The following is a 21242-nucleotide window of genomic DNA, read 5'->3' on the forward strand; positions in this document are numbered from 1 at the left end:
CGTCACACCCGCGCGCAGAGTGCACCACGATGACCACGTCAAAACCGAACATCCTGTTCGTGATGGCCGACGATATCGGCTGGTTCAATATCAGCTGCAACAACAACGGCATCATGGGGTACCGCACACCCAATATCGACCGCATCGCGCGTGAAGGCGCCAACTTCACCGACTTCTACGGGCAGCAAAGCTGCACCGCCGGGCGCGCGGCGTTCATCACCGGCCAATCGCCGATCCGCACCGGGCTGACCAAGGTCGGCATGCCGGGGGCCACCCTGGGCCTGAGCTTCGAGGACCCTTCGGTGGGCCAGTTCCTGAAGCACTTCGGCTATGCCACCGGGCAGTTCGGCAAGAACCACCTGGGCGACCGCAACGAACACCTGCCCACCGTGCACGGCATGGACGAATTCTTCGGCAACCTGTACCACCTCAATGCCGAGGAAGAGCCGGAGTACCCCAACTATCCGAAGGATCCGGCGTTCCGCAAGCGCTTCGGGCCGCGTGGCGTGCTCAAGTGCACCGCCACCGACAAGGCCGATGACACCGACGACCCGCAGTTCGGCAAAGTCGGCGCGCAGGCCATCGAGAACACCGGCCCGCTCACGCGCAAGCGCATGGAAACCGTGGATGAAGAATTCCTGGCCTCGGCCCTGGATTTCATCGAGCGCAAGAGCAGCACAGGCGAGCCGTGGTTCTGCTACTTCAATCCAACCCGCATGCATGTGTTCACCCATCTCAAGCCGGCGTCGGTGGGCAAGACCGGGCTGGGCGTGTATCCCGATGGCATGGTGGAACTGGATGGGTACGTGGGCCAGCTGCTGGACAAGATCGACCAGTTGAACGTGGCCGACAACACCATCGTGGTGTTCACCACCGACAACGGTGCCGAGGTATGCACCTGGCCCGATGGCGGCGCCACGCCGTTCCGCGGCGAGAAGGACACCAACTGGGAAGGCGGCTGGCGGGTGCCGTGCGTGATGCGCTGGCCGGGCGTGATCGAACCGGGCCGGGTCATCAATGACATCGCGTCGCTGCAGGATTTCATCCCCACCTTCGCGGCCGCCAATGGCGAGCCGGACCTGGTGGAGAAGGTCAAGCAGGGGTACACGATGGGCGACAAGACCTACAAGGTGCACCTGGACGGGTACAACCTGCTGCCGTTCCTGGCCGGCAAGGAGGAAACGTCACCGCGCGAAGGCTTCCTGTACTGGAGCGACGATGGCGACTGCATGGCCGTGCGGATGGGGCGCTGGAAGGTGGTGTTCTCCGAGCAGCGCGCGAGCGGCCTGGAGAGCTGGCGGGAACCGCTGTCGCAGATGCGCATCCCCAAGTTCTTCGACCTGCGTGCCGACCCCTTCGAGCGGGGCGAAGAGAGCATCAAGTACAACGACTGGTTCCTGGAGCAGAACTTCCTGCTCTATATCGCGCCGCCGCTGCTGGGCAAGTGGCTGGAGAGCTTCAAGACCTTCCCGCCGCGCGCGCACGCGGCCAGCTTCAGCATCGACAAGGTGATGGAAGCGATGTCGCCCAAGAGCTGAGCGCCGTGCGCCCGGCCTCAGGGTCGGGCGCGCAGCAGCGCCAGCCCGAAGCCGATAAAGATGGTGCCCACCACGCGATCGAACACCTTGCGCAGGCCCGGGCGCGCCAGATAACTGGCCAGGCCGCGCCCACCGGCGGCGTACACCGCGTACCAGAACATTTCCATCAGCGCGAAGGTGCCCACCAGCACCACGAACTGCGGCAGCTGCGGCTGGCCGAGGTCGACGAACTGCGGCAGGAACGCCGACGCGAACAACAGCAGCTTGGGGTTGCTGATGCCGATGATGAAGCCATCGCGGAACAGGATGCGCCGCGAGCTGGGCGCGATCGTTGCCGCGCTGCCCACGTCCAGCGGCGCGTCGCCGCCACGCCAGGCCTTGATGCCCAGGTAGACCAGGTAGGCCACGCCCGCATAGCGCAGCACGTCGAACACCATCGGCGAGGCTTTCAGCACTGCACCCAGGCCGGCCGCGGAGATCGACAGGGCCAGCACCAGCGCCGTGAGGCAGCCGGCCATGGCCGCCACGCTGCGACGGAAGCCGACCCGCACGCTGCGGGTCATCACGTGCAGCATGTTGGGCCCCGGGGTGCCGCACAGGACGAACACGGTGACGGCGAAGATCCACCAGGTATGCAGGTTCATGGCAACAACGTTCTGAAGGGAGTAGAGCCGGGCGCTGCCCGGCTGTACATGATGCCTGACGCGGCCGCCGCCGTAGAGCCGGGCTCTGCCCGGCTTGCATCAGCCACGCGATCGGCACGGTCAGCCGGGCAGAGCCCGGCTCTACGTGGCTGCGATCGGCATGGTCAGCCGGGCAGAGCCCGGCGCTACGCGGTGCCACCGGCCACGGCCCGGGTGGCGGACCGTGGCCGGTGGGTCAGCGCCGGATCAGAACCGCAGGTCCGCGCGCAGGTACCAGTAGCGGCCACGCGGGATGTCATAGGTGGACGCGTCGTAGCCGTTGAGCGAGCACGACAGGCAGATCGGCGGATCCTTGTCGAACACGTTGTTCAAGCCGGCGCTGAGTTGCAGGCCCTTCATCCAGTCCACCTTGTAGCCCACCTGCAGGTCATGGAAGGTGGTGGCATCCAGCGTGTTGGTGCCCTCCTGCTGGTTGCTGCACACCGGGAACGCCACCGCGTCGCCGCAGTCTTCGGTCAGCTCGGAGATGTGCCGCACGGTCCAGGACGCGCTCCAGTTGGCCAGGGCCCAGCTCAGCGTCGCGTTGCTGGTCCACTCCGGGATCGAACTGTCGGCCACTTCCACGCCCGGCTTCTGCGGCTGCCGCTGGCCCGCCGCGCCCAGCGCTTCATAGCGCCCCACGAAGGTGTTCTGCCAGCCCAGCTTGAACTGGCCGATGTCGCTCTGCGGGAACGTCCAGAACAGGTCCACGTCCCAGCCGTCGGTCTTGATCGAGCCCAGGTTGGTGAGCCGGTTGTTGAAGCTGCTCACCGCACCGGTGGAGGCGCGGCTGATGCCGTCGCAGTAGACCGGGTCCAGGGTGTCCACGCACAGGTCCAGCTGGGTCTGCGCGTTGATGGCCTGGATCGCGCCTTCGATGGTGTGACGGTAGAAGGTCACTTCCACGTCGAAGCGCTCCGACCACGCCGCATCGTTGCCGAACCACGGGCTCCACACGAACCCGGCGCTGAAGCTGCGCGAGCGCTCCGGATCCAGTTCGGCGTTGCCGCCGGTGGTGACCGAGATCTGCGAGTTGGCCTGCTGGAAGCCGCTGGGTACGCCAAGCGCGGCGCAGTTGGCCGGATTGCCGCGCGGCGCGGTACCGCCCAGGCCGATCGAGCACGGGTCGAACAGCTGCAGGTCGGCACGCGCCGCCGAGCCATACAGCTCACCGATGGACGGTGCGCGGAAGCCTTCGGCGTAGCTGGTACGCAGCACGAAGTCGTTGGTCACCTGCCAGCGCAGGCCGTACTTGGGGGTGAACTCGCCGCCGAAGGTGGAGTAGTCCGAGTAGCGCCCGGCCAGGCTCAGGTCGAGCTTCTCGCCGATCGCGCTCTTGGCGAAGATCGGCACGCTCAGCTCCAGGTACGCTTCATTGACGTCGTAGGAACCGGAGGTGGGCAGCGACGGCACGCCGTTGTAATGACCGATCACGGTGAGCGGATCGGGATCGTAGCGGCCTTCGTACTTCCGGTACTCGTAGCCGGTGGCGAACGACACCGGGCCCGCCGGCAAGTTGAACAGGTCGCTGCTCAGGTTGGCGGTGAACAGGCTCAACTCGTTCTGGCTGCGGTCGCGCACTACCGGCTGTATCCAGTCCAGCATCGCCGGGGTGATCGACCCCGCGCCCCCGAAGATGTTCAGCGGCACGCAGCCGGGCGTGGCCGCGCAAACGGCCGGGTCGCCCAGGGCCATGTTCACCTTGAAGATGTCATAGCTGCCGTAGTTGGTCTGTTCGGCCTTGTTCTTGCTGTACATGCCGTTGACGTCCCAGAACCAGCTGCGGCTGCCGGCCTCGAACTGGCCGACCAGGCCGGTGGCGAAGTACTGGGTGTTGACCTCCTGCTCGAAGATGCGCGCGCCGCCTTCCACCGGGCGCCGGCCGATCAGGCTCATGTTGCCCGAGGACACCAGGTCGAACCCGAACGGGTTGTACGGGTTGAGCGCGGACACCACGATGTTGTCGGCCAGCGGGTTGCCGGTGGCGCCATCGGGGCCGAAGAACAGCGGCTCCGGGCCGGCCTGGTTGGTCGATTCGCGGCGGTTGCCCAGCGCCTTGATGTACCACTGGACGTTGTCGGTGATGTCGAAACGGAACTGGCCGAAGATGCCCTTACGTTCCGACGGCGTCAGCACCATGTTGTATTCGGCGAAGTTGAAGCGGTCGGCCGAGGTGAAGCAGTGGTAGTCGTCGGTACGGCTGCAACCGGCGCTGCCGTCGTAGCGCGGGTTGCTCACCCCGGTGTTGGGCACGATGTCCTGCTCGGCCCCGGTGTTGGGGTCGACGAAGGCGAAGCGGCCCTGCGGAATGCCACCGCTGCCGAAGGCCAGCCCGGTGCCGGGGATCGGGAAGCGCGACTGCTCGCGGTCGCGTGCATACACCGGGTCCTGCTTGGTCCAGCTGGCGCCCAGGAACAGGGTGTAGCGGTCGCCGCTGGTACCCCAGGCCAGGTCCACGCCCTTCTGGGTGCCGTCGCCCTTGCTGTATTCGCCGTAGTTCAGCGTGACCTGGCCACCGTCGAACTCGCGCCGGGTAATGATGTTGACCACGCCGGCGATGGCGTCGGAGCCGTACAGCGACGACGCGCCATCTTCGAGCACTTCGATGCGCTCGACGATCGCCAGCGGAATGGTATTGAGATCGGTGGCCGCGCCCACGCCGGAGGCCGAGGATTCGTTGACCCAGCGGATGCCGTCCACCAGCACCAGCACGCGCTTGGCCCCCAGGTGGCGCAGATCGACCTGGGCCGAACCGGCGCCCACGCCACTGCCGTCAGGCGGGAAGCCGAAGTTGCCGGAGGAGTTGAATTTGGCGTTCAGCGCCGACCCGGACCCGGTCAGCTGCTGCAGCACTTCGCCAATGGAATTCATGCCGGTGCGTTCGATCTCGGCGCGGGTGAGGGTCTGGATCGGGACCTGGCCTTCTACTTCGGCGCGCTTGATGCGGCTGCCGGTCACCTCGACGCGGTCCAGCTCGGTGGTCGTACGGGGCGTTTCCTGCGCGCCGGCCAGCGCGGGCACTGCCAACAACAGACACAGCGATACGGCGACCGCCAAGGGGCGGTAGTGCAGGTCGTTCATTCGCTCTCTCCACAAAGGAATGTTGGGCTGGGCTGCCGCACTCCCCCTGCATGGCGGCAACGTCTCCTTTGTAAACAAACGGTAAAACGCCGGTCGTGACGGAAGGCACCTTTTCACGTCGCTACGACAAATCCGAACAGGCAACATGTAGGCGCCGCAACGCAAAACGCCCCTGCAGGCAGGGGCGTTGTTTGGTGCGCCGCAGTGCGTACCCGCGCTACTGCACGAAGGCGATGCGCTCCAGGTGCGCGTTGTTGGCGGCCGCCAGCACCTTGGCCATCACCGCATACGCGGCGTCGGGGTCGCTGGCGATGCGCAGCTCCGGCAGGTTGCCGGCGTGCGCCTGGGCCTGCTCCTGCATGCTTCCCTGCAGGGAAGCGACCGGCACCACCTGCCCGTTCCAGGTGACCTGGTTGGACGCATCCACGCGCAGCTCGATCGGCGGCGGTGGCTCGGTGGGCGGCACCACGGTGGTGGTGCGTTGCGGCAGGTTGACCGGGATGGGCAAGGACACCATCGGGGCGGTCACGATGAAGATGATCAACAACACCAGCATCACATCGACCAACGGGGTGACGTTGATCTCGGCCAGTGGTCCAGACGTCGCGGCTGCGCGGAATGCCATGCTCTGTCTCTCCCTGGAGCGGGCTGCCCCATGGCCGACACTACGCCCGGCGCGGCGGGTCTTCACGGCGTTGTGCGGCGCTCGTTCATGATCGAGTCGGCTTGCCCTCACCGCCCTTCACCGCGCGCCGTTATGCTTTCGGCCATGACTCGACTTCCCCTGTATTTCCTCAGCGCCTCCGTCCTGCTGGCCTGCACCGGGGTCAGCCCGGTGGCCGATGCGCAGAACCTGGATGCGCAGCGCGCGCAGCTCAAGGCAGCCATCGACAACGCCGAGCGCGGCCAGTACGACCCGGCCCAGGCCGCAGCGCTGGTCAGGCATCCGCTGTACGGCTGGCTGGAATACGCCAACCTGCGCCGGAACATCGACACGGTCAGCGCCACGCAGGCGCAGGACTTCCTCAAGCGTTACAACGGTCAGGCCGTGGCCAGCAGTTTCCGCAGCGTCTGGCTGCCGGCCCTGGCACGCCGCCAGGACTGGCCCACGCTGCTGGCCAACTGGGTGCCTACCGACAACGTCGGGTTGCGCTGTGCCCAGCTCAACGCACGCCAGGCCACCGGCAAGGCCGACGCACAGTGGACCAGCGAGGCCCAGGCGATCTGGCGCAGCACTGGCAAGTCGCTGCCCGATGCGTGCGACGCGGTGTTCGCCGTGCTCGATGCCAAGGGCGGCCTGAGTGCCGACCTGCGCTGGGCCCGTATCGATGCGGCCGCCGACGAACAGCAGCCGGCGGTGATGCGCAGCGCCGCGCGCGGCCTGCCCGCCGCCGACCTGGCCCTGGCCAACACCTATGCCGCCTTCGTCGACAAACCCAATGCCAGCGCCTTGAACTGGCCACGGAATGAACGCAGCCGGCGCATCGCCACCGATGGCCTGGCCAAGCTGGCCAAGGCCGACCCGGCCGCCACCGAGCAGCAGCTGCCGCAGTACGCCAACGCGCTGCAGCTGAGCGCGGCTCAGCAGGCGCAGGTGCTGTACCAGGTGGCGCTGTGGACGGTGGCCTCGTATGGCCCCGAATCGGCGCGCCGTCTCAACGCGGTGCCCGATTCGGCCTACGACGAGCGCCTGCACGAATGGCGCGCGCGCGAAGCGATGTCGCGCGGCGACTGGCCGCAGGCGTTGGCCGCGATCCGCAAGATGGGCCCGACCCAGCGCAGCGACTCGCGCTGGCGCTACTTCGAGGCCCGCATGCTGGAGAAAACCGGCAAGCGCAGCGAGGCCCAGCCGCTGTACCGCGAGGCGGCACGTGCGGCCACCTTCCATGGCTTCCTCGCCGCCGACCAGCTCGGCCAGTCCACCTACACGCTGTGCCCGTGGGAACCCAACGACAGTGCGCAGGCGCAGGCGGCGGTCGCCCGCGACCCGGCCATCGTGCGGGCCATGGAGCTGTTCAAGATCGAACGCGCCGGCTGGGCCGTGGCCGAGTGGAATGACGCCCTGAGCCGCTACGACACCACCCAGCGCCGCATCGCGGTGGAAGTGGCGCGCGACAACGGCTGGTTCGACCGTGCGGTGTTCTCGCTTGGCAAGACCCCGGACGAGCAGCGCCTGTATTCGCTGCGCTTCCCGCTGCACCACGACGACGCCATCCGCCGCGAATCGGCCCGCAACGCGATCGACCCGGCCTGGGTGGCCGCCGAGATCCGCGCCGAGAGCATCTTCAACCCGAAGGCACGCTCGCCGGCGAACGCCATGGGCCTGATGCAGGTGCTGCCGGCCACCGGTGCCAGCGTGGCCAAGTCGATCGGCCTGACCAACTACGGCGGCGCCGCCAGCCTGTACGACCCGGACACCAACATCGCCCTGGGCACGGCCTACCTGCGCCAGCTGATGAACAAGTACGAGGGCCTGCCCTACATCACCATCGCCGCCTACAACGCCGGCCCCACGCCAACCGCGCGCTGGCAGACCCAGCGCCCGGGCTTCGACCCGGACATCTGGATCGAAACCATCAGCTACAAGGAAACCCGCGAGTACGTGGCCCGCATCCTGGCCTTCAGCGTGATCTACGACTGGCGCTTGAACGGCAACGCCCTGCCGGTGACCGACCGCATGAACGGCCGCCTGCAGGCCAAGCGCAAGAACTTCGCGTGCGCCGCCAACGCAGACAAGGGCGGCGACTGACCGGCCCGGGTATGCCGGCCGCTGGCGGGCTCGGCGAAGATCCCGCTAATGCCGGCCGCTGGCCGGCTCTGCGGACCGCCCGAACACCCCGGCACGGCCGGCCGCTGGCCGGCTCCCCGCACCGCCCGAACACCCCGGTAGTGCCGGCCGCTGGCCGGCTCCTCGCACCGCCCGAACACCCCGGTAGTGCCGGCCGCTGGCCGGCTCCCCGCACCGCCCGAACACCCCGGTAGTGCCGGCCGCTGGCCGGCTCCCCGCACCGCCCGAACACCCCGGTAGTGCCGGCCGCTGGCCGGCTCCTCGCATTGCCCGAAGATTCCCAGGAGCCGGCCAGCGGCCGGCACTACGTCATTGTCTGGGTTCATCGCGAGCCGGCCAGCGGCCGGCACTACCTCATTGTCCGAGCGAGCCGGCCAGCGGCCGGCACTACCGGTTGGCGTCGCGTTGGCCCACTGCGGCATCATGGGCGCATGAAGATCTATCTTGTTGGCGGCGCCGTACGCGACCGCCTGTTGCAGCAGACCCCCGGTGACCGCGACTGGGTGGTGGTGGGCGCCACCCAAGCGGACATGGAAGCGCAGGGCTACAAGGCCGTGGGCCGCGACTTCCCCGTGTTCCTGCACCCCCACACCGGCGAGGAATACGCCCTGGCGCGCACCGAGCGCAAATCCGGGCGCGGCTACCGCGGCTTCGTGGTCGATGCCGACCCGTCAGTGACGCTGGAAGACGACCTGCTGCGCCGCGACTTCACCATCAACGCAATCGCCTGCGACGAGGCCACCGGTACGCTGGTGGACCCGTATGGCGGTGCGCGCGACATCGAGAAGCGCATCCTGCGCCACGTGGGCCCCGCATTCGTGGAAGACCCGCTGCGGGTACTGCGCGCGGCGCGCTTCATGGCCCGCTTTGCGCCGTTCGGTTTCACCGTGGCCCCGGAAACCCTGGACCTGATGCGCCAGATCGCCGACAGCGGCGAACTGGATGCGCTGGTGCCCGAACGCGTCTGGCAGGAACTGCGGCGCGTGCTGCGCAGCGCCCAGCCGTCGGCCTTCCTGCGCACGTTGCACGAGACCGGCGCCCTGCGCGCGATCCTGCCCGAGCTGGAAGCGCTGTACGGCGTGCCGCAACGCGCCGAATTCCATCCCGAAGTGGATACCGGCGTGCACCAGGAAATGGTCAGCGACATGGCCGCGCGGTTGGCGCCGGGCGACGACCTGATCGGCTTCGCCGCGCTCACCCACGACCTGGGCAAGGGCCTGACGCCGCCGTCGGAATGGCCGCGCCACATCATGCACGAGCAGCGCGGCGTCGCCCCGCTGCATGCCCTGTGCGACCGCCTGAAGGTGCCGCTGGACCACCGCCAGCTGGCCGAAGCGGTGTGCCGCGATCATCTCAACGTGCACCGCATCGATGAACTGCGCGATGCCACCGTCCTGGACCTGCTCGCCCGCTGCGACGGCTTCCGCCGCCCGGAGCGCATCGCGCAGATCGCGCTGTGCTGCGAGGCCGACAAGCGGGGCCGGCTGGGGTTTGAAGACAGCGATTATCCGCAGGGCGCAACGCTCACGCGCCTGCACCAGGCGGCGCTGGCGATCCAGGCGCGGGACCTGGACCTCACCCACCTGAAGGGACCGGCGGTGGGTGAAGCGCTGGCCAAAGCGCGTACGCGGGCGATTGCGGCGGTGCGTTGAACGTCTGCGCCCCTGCGGCCCGTGCATCAACGGGCCAGCGCGGCGCATCCGATTTCAGCGTGCATCCACCACGGCAGCGGCCTGTTTGCAGGCCGGCTGCGCAAGCAGCCATTCGCGCGCCACCGCGGCCGCGTCCTGCCCTGGGGTCACCGTGACGTCAGGCTGCAGGCGGTTGCCATCGCCTACGCCGTTGCGGTCGGCCATCACGCTGCCGGTCAACAGCAGCATGCTGCCATCGGGCAGACGCTGCGGGGTATTGGAGGTGGAATAGCCGGCACTGGGCTGGCCGAAGCTGCGCGAAGCTGCCCGGCCGCGGAAGGCCAGTACCGATGCCTCGCCGGAACTGGCGGTGCGCGGCCCGAACAGGACGGCCACCGGCGCGCCCGGGTTGCGCAGCGTGTACCGCGTGTTGCTCGATCCCAACATCCCGTTCCCGTCCGACCAGATCGCGCCATCGCGATACGTCCACGGCTGCTGTTTGTCCGCGCGAAGGGACATGCCGACCGGATCACTTCCCCTGGCATCGCCCAGCAACGGGCCCAGGCCCAGCAACATGGGCCACATGTTGCCGCCACTGTTGCCGCGCAGGTCGACCACCCAGCCACAGCGGTTGCCATCGTCCTGTTCCTGGATGCGCGCCTGCAGCGCAATGGCCGCCTGCTTGCGGGCCTGGTACTGCACTTCCTGGGGCTGGGTCTGGTCGTCCATGTAGGCGCCCACCTTGATCCACCCCAGCCGCGCTGTCGGTCCGGTGCTGGCGTCCTCTGTCTGAAGGGGCGCAGCGCCCATCGCTGCCTGCGTGGCCGGTGCGCGTTTCGACTCAGTGCGCAACTGGCTGGGCGATATCCATCGCCCGTGCCCGCCACTGCTGCGCTGGATCACATCGTCCAGCAACCGCCGCGTCTGCGCCGGGTCGCCCGCAGCCGCCAACTCCGCGCGAGCCTTGGACCAGTCCACGCGGTCGCGATACAGCGACTGCTGCTGCAGCAGATCCAGGATCCGCGCCTGTGCCTCGGCACTGGGTACGTCCTGCGCGTGTGCAGCGCCACTTGCCGTTGCAAGCGCCACCATCAACAGCCAACCACGTCCTGCGATCATCGTGCTACATCCATGTAGTGAAGAGGCCGCAGCTTAGCGCTGCACGCGCGCATTGGTACAGTGCGCCGTTCGCATAACCAGCGACGCATGCCACCGCAACGCAGCCGGCATCGCCGGTTCCGTCCAGCGTGCCGCCACGGATCGCTACCGGCCGTCGCCCTACCAGTCCAGCCGCAGCCCGATATTGCCTTCGATCACCTTGCGTTCCTTGCGTGCGCTGCTTTCGAGGTCACGTGTGTAATCGGCTACCGCAAACGCACTGACGTTGCTGTTGAAACGCGCCACCACGCCCACGCCCACTTCCAGCGCACGCGCATCCTGCTGGTTCAGGATGCGATTGCTGTCGAAATCGATGCGGTCCTCGCCGTCCAGGGTCTGCCAGTAATTGAGCTTGATGTACGGCTGCCAGCCGTTGCCGGCGATGTCGTAGTCGGCAGCCAGGCGCAGGCCCACGCGTCCGGTCCAGGCGTTGTCGTTGTCAAAGCGCAGCGCGGACACCGCGTCGCCGGCATCGTCCACCGACGTGCGTTGCCAGATCACCTGCAGCTGGGGTTCCAGCCACCACGCACTCTGCCCGAACCGCAGCAGCGGCTTGCCCACTTCCAGCGAGGCGGTGGTGCCATCGCCGCGCACGTCGATGCCCAGCCCGCGCGAGGACGTTGCGTCGCCGTCGTAGCGGCTCTGCATCACCACCGCGTCCAGGTAGCCACCGGCACTGCCCGCGCGGGTCCAGTACACGCCCACGTGTTTGTCATCAAGCCGCGTGCGGCCCACCGCGACGTTTTCCCAGCCGATCGCAAAACCGGTCACGTTGCCCTGCGCGCGGGTGCGCCCGACGAATACGCCGAACTGGTCGCGATGGCTATCGCCCGCGTTGGCGTACAGGTCCAGGCCGGCCTGGATGCCCTGGATATCGCCATCGAAGCCGGGCTGCGCGTCGCCGTCCCACTGCTGTTCGTGGCTCTGCCCCACCAGCCGCGCCCAGGCCGCACGCACGCCGCCCTGCCCGGCCAGCAGACGCTGCTCGCCCTGGCGTTCGTGGAAGGTGCCCAGGCTGGCCAGGCTGGTTTCGCGCAGCAGCGGCGGCACCACCGAGTACAGGCCGGTCTCGAAGCGGTACAGCGGAATGATGTCGCCCTGCGCGGGGCGCGCACCGGGCGTGGGCGGCACCGCCAGCGGCCCGGGCACCCCGGCCACGTCGGTGGGCACGGGCGGCGGGGTATCGATGCTGGGCGGCGCGACGTCGGCGGGATCGGCCGGCTCCGGCGGCGGGGCCGGCTCGGGTGCGGCCGGGTTGGGATCATCCGGCGGATTGACGTCCGGCGGCGGCGGCGGTGCAGGCGGCAGGTCGACCGGCGGCGTGCCGGTACTGTCCGGCGGCGGCGGTGGCAACGTAGTGCCCCCGCCCGGGGGCGGCGCGGGTGCGGGGGTGACGCTGGCCACCAGGGTCGAGCGCAGATACCAGTTCTCGGCCGTGCCGCCGCTGACCCCGCCCTTGAACAGGAAGTACTCGTACGCACCGGCGGCGACCGGGTTGTACAGCGCGAACGCGGTGGGCGCGGTGGTGGCGCCGTTGATCGCCTGCACCACCAGGATGCCGTCGGCCACGGTGGACGCACCGGCGCCGCCGGCGTTGAGGATGCCCACGCCGGTGGTGCCGCTGGCGCTGCCGGTGGAGATCACCAGCTTGTCCGACGCGGAACTGTCGTCGCCCAGCACCGTGTTGAGATACAGCGCGCCGCCATTGCCGACGTAATTGCCGACCACGGTGAAGGTGTCGCCCACGCCGCCGCCGTTGCTCAGATCGATGCGGCCGGCGTTGGTGAGCGTGGCCAGCTGCCCGGCCGTGAACGGTGCGACGCCGCCGTTGCTGCCACCGCCGAACACCGCGCTGGTGGCATCGATGTCCAGGCGGCCGGTGCCGCTGGCGCTGTCGCCCAGCACCAGGGTGCCGTCGAAGGCCAGCTGGGTATCGTCGCGCAGCGCCACCTGTTCCCAGTTCGCAAAGCGCGCCACGCCGCCGGTCTTGACGTTGTCGAAGCCGAGCACGTCGTTGCCCAGCCCAGCGTCGAACACCGGCAGTGCGCCCAGGTGGGCGCTGTTGAGGTTGGTCAGCTGCGCGAGGTCATCGCCTTCACCGAAATCGATGGCGCCGTGTACCACGCCGCCGCCGTTCCAGGTCAGGCTGTCGTTACCGAAGCTCAGCCGGATTTCGCCGCGCACGGTGCCGCCGGTGATGGTCACCGCGTCGTCGCCGCCACTGACGCTGATGTTGCCGCCGATGTAGCCGTCGGACAGCACGATGGTGTCGCGACCGAAACCGGTCACCAGGTTGCCGTCGATGGTGCCGCCGGACATCAGGAAGGTGTTGTCGTCCAGCTTCATGTTGACCCGGCCGATGCGGCCGCCGGTCATTTCGGCGTAGTCGCCATCGTCGAACGCGCCGACGATGCGGCCGCCGGTCATGCGGAAGCGGTCCAGCGCGTCGCCCTGCAGCAGCGCGCCGATGCTGCCGCCGGTCATCAGGAAGGTGTCGATGCCCGAGCCCTGCTGCACCGTGCCAGTCACGCTGCCGCCGCTGATCTCCAGGCTGTCCTCGCCATCGCCCTGGTCGACGCTGTCGATCACGCCGTCGCGGATCACCAGCGCGTCGTTGCCTGCGCCCTGCAGCACGCCGCCCTGGATGCTGCCGCCGAGCATGTCGATGCGGTCGTTGCCGGCACCGGACACGACCCCGCCGGTACTGCCGGCAATGGTGCCGCGGTTGACCAGGTAGGTGGCCCCGTTGAGCTGCAGCGCGCGGCCGGCGTTGGCGATGATGCTGCCATTGTTGTTGATGACATGCCCGGTGCCGGCCTGCACGGTGATGGCATTGCCGCTGGCGATACCGAGCTGCGCGTTGGCCAGCACGTTGACGGTGGTGTTGGAGGCGCCGCCGGCGGTGACGATCGGCACCGGATCCGGATTGGGCGCTGCGGTCGAGCAGGTCACTGTCTGGCCCTGACCAGGCGCGGGGTTGTCGCAGCCGGCCCAGGCCGGCGCGGTACCGGCCAGCAGGACCGTACCCAGCGCGCCCCCACAGCCCCGACGCAGCCAATGTGAAATACGGTCTGCCAGCACGGTGCGTGCCGGCGAAACGGGCATCGAGCGCATACGCCTTTCCTGTTCAACAAGAGGGGGTACGGCAACGGCCCAGTGCTTCTACGCAGACCGGCGTCAGTACTTTTACCGCCGCGCCGTGATGGGCGGGTAAACGTACGGGACGCCCATCCTAGATTTTGAGGTAGATGCGCCGCGCGTCCAGCGCCCACACCACGCCCCACCACACCACCACGAAGCCCAGCGCACACAGCAGCGAGGCCAGTGCGGGGGCCGTCGGCAGCAGCGCCGACAGCGTCTGGTACAGCCATCCCCACGCGCCGCTGGCCATCAGCAGCAGGGCCATCGCCGACGAGCCGAGGTAGGCGGCAATGGCGTTGACGCCGAAGCGTCGGCCCAGTGCCGGCGCACCCCAGCGATCCACCAGCAGGTGGGCCAGCAGCAAGGCCGCCACCGACAGCCCGCCCGTCCACAGCACGAAACTGGGGGTCCACAGCTGCTTGTTGAGGGGCAGCCACAACGCGGCCACGCCGCCCAGGAGCAGGCATGCCGTGGCCAGCACCGCCAGCCCACCCACCTGCCCCGCCCGCAGCCACGCGCCCGCACGCAGCCCCAGCAGCGTGCTGGCGAGCGCGCCCAGGCTGCTCAGCAGCCCTTCGGGGTCGTGGCCGAGCCCGGTCAGCGGGTCGTACTTGTAAAGGAACGGCGCGAACAACGTCGTATCCAGGCGGCTGGCCGGGTTGACCCACGGTGCCAGCGAATCGGCCCCCAGCAGGATCGCCGCGTACGCAAGGAGCAGCCCGACCAGCACCGCCCATTGCGCGCGCGCGCGCGTCTGGATCGCCAGCAGCCCGACCACCGCCACGCACAATGCGATCCGCTGCAGCACGCCCCACAGCCGGTAGGCCGGCAGGTCCATCAGCCACCACGCCAGCAGGTGCAGCACCGCGCCGGCCACCGCGATGCGCAGCGCACGCTGCAGAAGGCCACTGCGCAGGGCCGGGCGCAACGCCGGCTCGCCCGCGCGCGGCGACAGGCTGAAGGCCATCGACACGCCGGCAATGAACAGGAACAGCGGAAAGATCAGGTCGGTGGGCGTGAAGCCGTGCCAGTCCGCATGCAGCAGCGGTGCATACACATGGCCCCAGTCGCCGGGGTTGTTGACCAGCAGCATCGCCGCCACGGTCAGCCCGCGCAGGGCATCGATCGAGCCCATGCGTGGCGATGGGGAGGCGGTCATGCGTCCTCGCGCTCGCCGGCAATCCAGGTGGCGCGCACCTGCAGCGCGTCGTCGAGCAGCACCAGGTCGGCCTGGTAGCCCTCGGCGATCTCGCCCAAGCGGTCGTCCAGATTGAGGAACTGCGCCGGGTAACGCGAGGCCATGCGTGCGGCCTCGTCCAGCGGCAGGCCAAGCAGGTGCACCGCGTTGCGCACCGCCGTGGCCATGTCCAGCGCCGAGCCCGCCAGCGAACCGGCGGCATTGCGCACCACGCCGTCCACGGCCGTGATCACTTCGCCATACAGTTCATAGCTGGGGCTGTCGGCACCCACCGGCGGCATCGCGTCGGTGACCAGCATCACCTTGCCGCGCGGCTTGGCCGCCAGCGCCACGCGCAGGCTGGCCGGGTGCACGTGCACGCCGTCGGCGATGATGCCGATCCAGCTGTCGCGGTCTTCCAGCGCCGCGCCCACCGCACCCGGCTCGCGCCCGGTCAACGGCGACATCGCGTTGTACAGATGGGTGAAACCGCGGATGCCGGCATCCAGCCCGGCGCGTGCTTCTTCGTAACTGGCCGCGGTATGCCCGGCGGCCACGATCACGCCGCGTTCGACCAGCGCGCGGATGCTCTCCAGCGGCACCCGTTCGGGGGCCAGCGTCAACAGCGTCACGCCGTTGTCGAGCGAGGCCGCCATCGCGATCTCGTCGGCGTCGGGCACGCGGAATTTGTTGGCGTCGTGCGTGCCCTTGCGCGCCGGCGCGATGTACGGGCCTTCCAGGTGGATGCCGAGCACGCCGGGCACGCCCTGCGCGATGGCCGCGCGGGTGGCGTCGATCGCGCGGCGCATCACCTGCACGTCGTCGCTGATCAGCGTGGGCAGCAGCCCGGTGGTGCCAAAGCGACGGTGTGCGGCAGCCAGCGTGCGCAGACTGTCCACGTCGGGCGTGTTGTTGAACAGCACGCCGCCGCCACCGTTGACCTGCGCGTCGATGAAGCCCGGCAGCAGCCAGCCGCCCCCCAGGTCCACCTGTTCGTCGGCGCTGCCCAGTTGCGGGGCCGCGTCGGACACCAGCGCGGTGATGCGGCCGTCTTCGATGACGACCGCCAGGTCGTCGCGGAACTCATCGCCGGCCAGGATCCGGGCATTGCGCAGGACGGTTTTCATCAGACGGTTTCCGTCACCTTGTTCAGATGCGGCGGCAGGTCCGGGTTGTGCCCGCGGCGCAGCGCCAGCGCGTTGATCGCACGATAGAACGCCTGCACGGTAAGCAGCGGTGCGCAGGCCGGGTGCGGGGCAACCGGCAGTGCAAGGTCGCCATCGACGTCGGCCAGCCACACCTGCGCGTCGCGCGCGCCAAACTCCTTCAGCACCGCGCGGGTGCCCGCGCCGGTTTCATCGGGCTGGGCAAACGCCAGCACCGGGAAGCCCGGGCCCACCAGCGCCATCGGCCCATGCTTCACTTCGGCCGAGCTGTAGGCTTCGGCATGCAGGCCGCAGGTTTCCTTGAACTTCAGCGCGGCTTCCTGGGCCGCGCCCAGGCCCAGGCCACGGCCGAGCACGAACAGGTTGTGCGCCGGCACCAGGCCGTCGGTCAGCGCCGACCAGTCGCTGTTCCAGGCCTGGCGCAGCGCATCGGGCAGCGCCCGCAGTGCGGCGATCAGTGCCGCGTCCTGGCTCCAGTAGGCCACCAGCTGCAGGATCGCCGACAACGAGGCCAGGTAGCTCTTGGTCGCCGCCACGCTGCGTTCGGCGCCGGCCCCAAGCGGAATCACCGTTTCGGCCAGCTGCGCCAGCGGCGAATCCTCCACGTTCACCAACGCCACCACGCGCGCACCGGCCGCGCGCGCGGCCTCGGCGTTGCGCAGCAGGTCCGGGCTCTTGCCCGACTGCGAAATGACGATGTACAGCGCGCCCCGCAGTTTCAGCGGCGCTTCGTACACCGAGCCCACCGACGGCGAGGCCGACGCGGTGACCAGGCCCAGCCGGGTTTCCAGCAGGTACTTGGCGTAGGTGGCGGCATGGTCCGAGCTGCCCCGCGCGCAGGTCACCACGAACGGCGGCGGCGCCGCGCGCAGGCTGGCGGCCAGCGTTTCCACCGCCGCCTGGTTGCGCGCGAACTGCGCGGCAATCACGTCGGCGGCTTCGGCGGCTTCGCGGTACATCAGGGTGTCGTGGGGGGCAGGCAGGGACATGGGAACTCAGGTGGTTTCAGGGGAAGGAGGGCGCGCGCCGGTCGGGCGCATCGGCGCGGTGGAACCACGCACCACCAGCTGCGGCACGAAGCCCTGGTTCTGCAGCTGCAGCGGTGCGTCGTCGTAGGCATCGCTGCGCAGCTGGGCGATCAGCAACCGCGCCGCATGCCGGGCGATGTCTTCGGTGGCCTGCTTGGCGGTGGTCAGCGGCGGCCACGACTGGCGCGAGAACGGGCTGTCCTCGAAGCCGGCAATGGACAGGTCGTAAGGCACGTTCATGCCCGCCGACTTGGCCGCGGCCAGCACGCCGGCGGCGATTTCATCGTTGGAGCCGAAGATCGCGGTGGGCGGTTCGCGCAGCGCCAGCAGCCGGCGTGCGCCGCGGAAGCCGTCGTCGAAGGTGTAGTCGCCCTGCACCACCAGGTGCTTGTCGATGCTCATGCCGTAGTCGCGCAGCGCCGCTTCGTAGCCGGCATAGCGTTCACCGCTGGACCGGTGCGAGGTGCCGCCCCACAGGAAGCCGATGCGCTGGTGGCCCAGCTGGATCAAATGCTCAGTGATTTCATAGGCCGCCTCGCGGTCATCGACGAACACGCACGCGCCGTCTTCGGGGTCGGCGGTGGCGGCGATGATCCGCACCAGCTTGATGCCGCGTGCGGTCAACGCCGCCACCAGGTCGCGGCGTTCAGACATCGGCGCGGTCAGTACCAGCCCGGCCAGGCGCGAACGCTGCACCCAGTCGGCCAGCTCTTCGGCCAGCATCGGCGAGCTGGAATCGCAGGGATGGATCTGCAACCCGAAGCCGGTCTCGCGGCAGGCCGCCAGCACGCCGTTCTGCACGCCGATGATGTGGTACGGGTTGGGGTTGTCGTACACCAGCCCGACCACCAGCGTGGTGCCCGTGCGCAGGTTGCGCGCGGCGGGATCGGGCTCGTAATCCAGCTCGGCGATCGCGCGCAGGACGCGCGCGCGGGTGGCCTGCATCACCGACGGCTCGTTGTTGATGACCCGCGACACCGTCTTCAGCGACACCTTGGCCCGCTCAGCCACATCCTTGATGGTCGCTCTGCGCATGCTCTTTTCCTGCCGGTCCGGTTGGACGTCCATGATCGCCGATCACTGGCCGTCGCGGGGCAGGCCGGCCCGATGGCCGCGCACCGAATAGAACAGGATGTACAGGTAGCACGGCACCATCAGCCCGGCGAACACCCACTGGAAGTCGAAGTGCTGCTTGAGCACGGCAAAGGCCTGCGGAATGATCGCGCCGCCGGCAATGGCCATCACCAGCAGCGCCGAGCCGGTTTCGGTGAACCGCCCCAGGCCGCGGATGGCCAGCGGGAAGATCGCCGGCCACATCATGGCGTTGGCAAAGCCCAGCGCGGCCACGAAGCCCACCGACACGTAGCCGTGGCTGAGCAGTGCGCCGATGCAGAACACCACGCCCAGCACTGCCGAGACGCTCAGGTAGCGCGACTGCGAAACCACGTGCGGGATCAACGCCAGCCCGGCCAGGTAGCCGACCAGCATCGCGCCCAGGGTGATCGAGGTGAACATCTTGGTCTGGTCCAGCGGCAGGTCGAAGCCGTGGCCGTAGGTGCCGATCGCATCGCCGGCCATCACCTCCACGCCCACGTACACGAACAGGCACAACACGCCCAGCCACAGGTGCGGGAACTGGAAGATGCTGGTGCGTTCGGCGGTGCCGGGCGCGCGCGCCGGGGTGGCGTTGGCTTCGGCGGTTTTCAGTTCGGGCAGCGGTGAGAACAGCACGCCCACCGCCAGCACCACCAGCAGCCCGGCCATGGCCATGTAGGGCATCTGGATCTTGGCGGCGAAGGTATCCAGCAGCACGGTCTTGGTGGCCGCATCGGCCACTTTCACCTGCGCGTCCAGGTCGCCGATGCCATGCAGCACCAGCGTGCCGATCAGCACCGGGGCCAGCATGCCGGCGATCTTGTTGCAGATGCCCATCAGCGCGATGCGCCGCGCCGCGGTCTCGATCGGGCCCAGGATGCTGATGTACGGGTTCACCGCGGTCTGCAGCAGGGCCAGCCCGCTGCCGATGATGAACAGGCCGCTGAGCGCCCCCGGGTACCAGCGCTGCTGGGCGAAGTGGGCAAACACCACCGCGCCGGCGGCCATCACCAGCAGGCTCAGGCTCAACCCCTTCTTCATGCCGGTGCGCTTGAGGATCCACGAGGCCGGCAGCGCCAGGAAGAAGTAGGACAGGTAGAACACCATCAGCACCAGGAAGGCGCCGACCTCGTCCAGCTCGAAGGCCAGTTTGACGAAGGTGATCAACGGCCCGTTGAGCCAGGTGAAGAAGCCGATCAGGAAGAACAGCACGCCGATGATCAGGATCGAAGTAAGCACGCTCGAACGCGCGGAGGCAGCAGGCACGGCAGACATCAAGAAAGCTCCTGCATCGGCGGGCCGCGATGGCGCGCCGGAAGAGTGGCTGGGAACAACGTTGTCACATTTATTCGTCGCCGCTGCCGGGTTTGTCAACAAGCGGTTTTCATCACGGTGCGGATCCGCGCCGTGCTGCACCTGCGCAGATCGCACGCCCCGCCACGCTTGACGGTCCCCGGCCCCGCCATTTCAGGCAGGTTGCAAAAACATGGCGGGCAAGGGATGAAAACGTTTTCTGATGACAGCGCCCGCTGCGGCGCAACATCGAAAGTCTGAGGTTATCGTTGACATCGTTGTCAGAACGATTACAGACTCCGCCTCAATCGCCGGGTCGGACCGGTCCTGCACAATCCAAGGGAGCCCGTGTGACCGCAGCCGCCCACTCTGTACCGGCCCATGCCCTGCCCGCCGCGGTGCCGCCGTTCCTGGCCGCCGATGTGGGTGGCACGCATGTCCGGGTGGCCCGGGTGCAGGCCAGCGCCCAGCCGGACCATCCGGTGCAGCTGCTGGAATACCGCAAGTTCCGCAATGCCGATTACCCCGGGCTGAGCGCGATCCTGGCCGAGTTCCTCGGTACCGGCGAGCGCCCGGCGCACTGCGTGGTGGCCACCGCCGGCGTTGCCCGGCTGGACGGCACCGTGATCAGCGCCAACCTGCCGTGGCCGTTGTCGGCGCGCCGGATCGAACAGGACGTGGGCCTGGACCAGGTCTACATCGTCAACGACTTTGAAGCGGTGGCCTATGCCGCCGCGCAGGTGGACGCCAGCGGTGTGTTGCAGCTGACCGGCCCGACCACCGCCCCGCGTGGCCCGACCCTGGTGGTCGGCCCGGGGACCGGACTGGGCGCGGCCGTGTGGATTCCCACCGCGCACGGTGCGGTGGTGCTGGCCACCGAAGCCGGCCAGCCCACCCTGGCCACCACCACCGAACTGGAAATGGCGATCGTGCGCCAGATGCAGCGCGAGCATGCGCATGTGTCGGTGGAACACGCCCTGTCCGGCCCCGGCCTGATGAATCTGTATCGCGCCCTGTGTGCCCTCAACGGCGTGGCCCCCACGCTGGCCACGCCCGATGCGATCACCGCCGCGGCCATGGCCAACCAGGACCCGCTGGCGCGCGAAAGCCTGGAGGTGTTCTGCGGCCTGCTCGGCAGCACCATCGGCGACATGGCCCTGCAGTACGGCATCACCGGCGGGGTCTACCTGGCCGGCGGCATCCTGCCGCAGATCCGCGAATTCCTGTTGAACAGCAGTTTCGTGCGCCGGTACCTCAACAAGGGGCCGATGCGCGAGGCGCTGGAACGCATTCCCGTGAAGGTGGTCGAGCACGGGCAGCTGGGCGTCATCGGCGCCGCCAGCTGGTACCTGGGACACCGGGACGCCTGATCGGTCCTGCAACACCGAAAACGCAGCACGCACTACGTGGCACGCCATCGTCGGGATGCACCGCATCTCCGGCAGGGCACCGCGCAACCGTAA

General features: G+C 68.7%; 14 protein-coding genes. 4 read left to right on the plus strand and 10 right to left on the minus strand.

The annotated features are described in order from the left end of the window. Nucleotides 1-29: 29 nt before the first annotated feature. The gene (locus ACZ0AE_RS16870; protein WP_463601681.1) at nt 30-1538 is read left to right on the plus strand and encodes an arylsulfatase; all 1509 of its coding nucleotides are present in this window, start codon (nt 30-32) and stop codon (nt 1536-1538) included. 17 nt (nt 1539-1555) lie between these two features. On the opposite strand, the gene ACZ0AE_RS16875 is transcribed toward ACZ0AE_RS16870, so the two are convergent. The 3 genes from ACZ0AE_RS16875 to ACZ0AE_RS16885 all read right to left on the minus strand — a co-directional run bounded on the left by ACZ0AE_RS16875 (nt 1556) and on the right by ACZ0AE_RS16885 (nt 5927). Continuing rightward, nucleotides 1556-2182 (minus strand): LysE family translocator, encoded by a 627-nt coding sequence (locus ACZ0AE_RS16875; RefSeq protein ID WP_038686248.1) that lies wholly within the window; start codon nt 2180-2182, stop codon nt 1556-1558. A gap of 246 nt (nt 2183-2428) precedes the next feature. Then, entirely contained in the window at nt 2429-5302 is a 2874-nt protein-coding gene (locus tag ACZ0AE_RS16880; protein ID WP_463601682.1) for a TonB-dependent receptor plug domain-containing protein, read from the minus strand. A gap of 217 nt (nt 5303-5519) precedes the next feature. Continuing rightward, nucleotides 5520-5927, minus strand: a complete 408-nt coding sequence (locus ACZ0AE_RS16885) for an ExbD/TolR family protein (RefSeq protein WP_463601683.1) — start codon at nt 5925-5927, stop codon at nt 5520-5522. A 132-nt stretch (nt 5928-6059) separates the two neighbouring features. On the opposite strand from ACZ0AE_RS16885, the gene ACZ0AE_RS16890 reads away from it, so the two are divergent. Together ACZ0AE_RS16890 and ACZ0AE_RS16895 are read left to right on the plus strand one after the other, a co-directional pair. Next, a complete protein-coding gene (locus tag ACZ0AE_RS16890) occupies nt 6060-8051 on the plus strand; it encodes a transglycosylase SLT domain-containing protein (RefSeq protein ID WP_463601684.1) in 1992 nt (663 codons plus the stop codon). Nucleotides 8052-8521: 470 nt separating this feature from the next. Then, the gene (locus ACZ0AE_RS16895; protein WP_463601685.1) at nt 8522-9742 is read left to right on the plus strand and encodes a multifunctional CCA addition/repair protein; all 1221 of its coding nucleotides are present in this window, start codon (nt 8522-8524) and stop codon (nt 9740-9742) included. A gap of 54 nt (nt 9743-9796) precedes the next feature. Here ACZ0AE_RS16895 and ACZ0AE_RS16900 read toward each other — a convergent pair whose 3' ends face one another. The 7 genes from ACZ0AE_RS16900 to ACZ0AE_RS16930 all read right to left on the minus strand — a co-directional run bounded on the left by ACZ0AE_RS16900 (nt 9797) and on the right by ACZ0AE_RS16930 (nt 19761). Beyond that, nucleotides 9797-10840: a S41 family peptidase gene (locus ACZ0AE_RS16900; protein ID WP_463601686.1), complete on the minus strand. Its 1044-nt coding sequence runs from the start codon at nt 10838-10840 to the stop codon at nt 9797-9799. Between the two features lie 159 nt (nt 10841-10999). Then, nucleotides 11000-13993 carry an autotransporter family protein gene (locus ACZ0AE_RS16905; protein WP_463601687.1) on the minus strand — a complete coding sequence of 998 codons (2994 nt, stop codon included), beginning with the start codon at nt 13991-13993 and terminating at the stop codon, nt 11000-11002. A 118-nt stretch (nt 13994-14111) separates the two neighbouring features. Then, nucleotides 14112-15179 (minus strand): acyltransferase family protein, encoded by a 1068-nt coding sequence (locus ACZ0AE_RS16910; protein ID WP_463601688.1) that lies wholly within the window; start codon nt 15177-15179, stop codon nt 14112-14114. Further along, on the minus strand, nt 15176-16324 hold the full coding sequence (gene nagA, locus ACZ0AE_RS16915) for an N-acetylglucosamine-6-phosphate deacetylase (protein ID WP_038686238.1): 1149 nt from the start codon (nt 16322-16324) through the stop codon (nt 15176-15178). Before nagA ends, ACZ0AE_RS16910 begins: the two co-directional genes overlap by 4 nt. After that, complete coding sequence (locus ACZ0AE_RS16920) at nt 16324-17352, minus strand: SIS domain-containing protein (protein ID WP_448134421.1); 1029 nt, start codon at nt 17350-17352, stop codon at nt 16324-16326. Before ACZ0AE_RS16920 ends, nagA begins: the two co-directional genes overlap by 1 nt. A gap of 6 nt (nt 17353-17358) precedes the next feature. Beyond that, nucleotides 17359-18426 carry a LacI family DNA-binding transcriptional regulator gene (locus ACZ0AE_RS16925; protein WP_038691819.1) on the minus strand — a complete coding sequence of 356 codons (1068 nt, stop codon included), beginning with the start codon at nt 18424-18426 and terminating at the stop codon, nt 17359-17361. A gap of 42 nt (nt 18427-18468) precedes the next feature. Continuing rightward, entirely contained in the window at nt 18469-19761 is a 1293-nt protein-coding gene (locus ACZ0AE_RS16930) for a sugar MFS transporter (RefSeq protein WP_038686234.1), read from the minus strand. Between the two features lie 368 nt (nt 19762-20129). Between ACZ0AE_RS16930 and ACZ0AE_RS16935 the strand changes: the two genes are divergently transcribed. Further along, nucleotides 20130-21149, plus strand: a complete 1020-nt coding sequence (locus ACZ0AE_RS16935) for a glucokinase family protein (protein WP_051598729.1) — start codon at nt 20130-20132, stop codon at nt 21147-21149. Nucleotides 21150-21242 lie beyond the last annotated feature (93 nt).

This window comes from Stenotrophomonas sp. AC248, assembly GCF_979258185.1.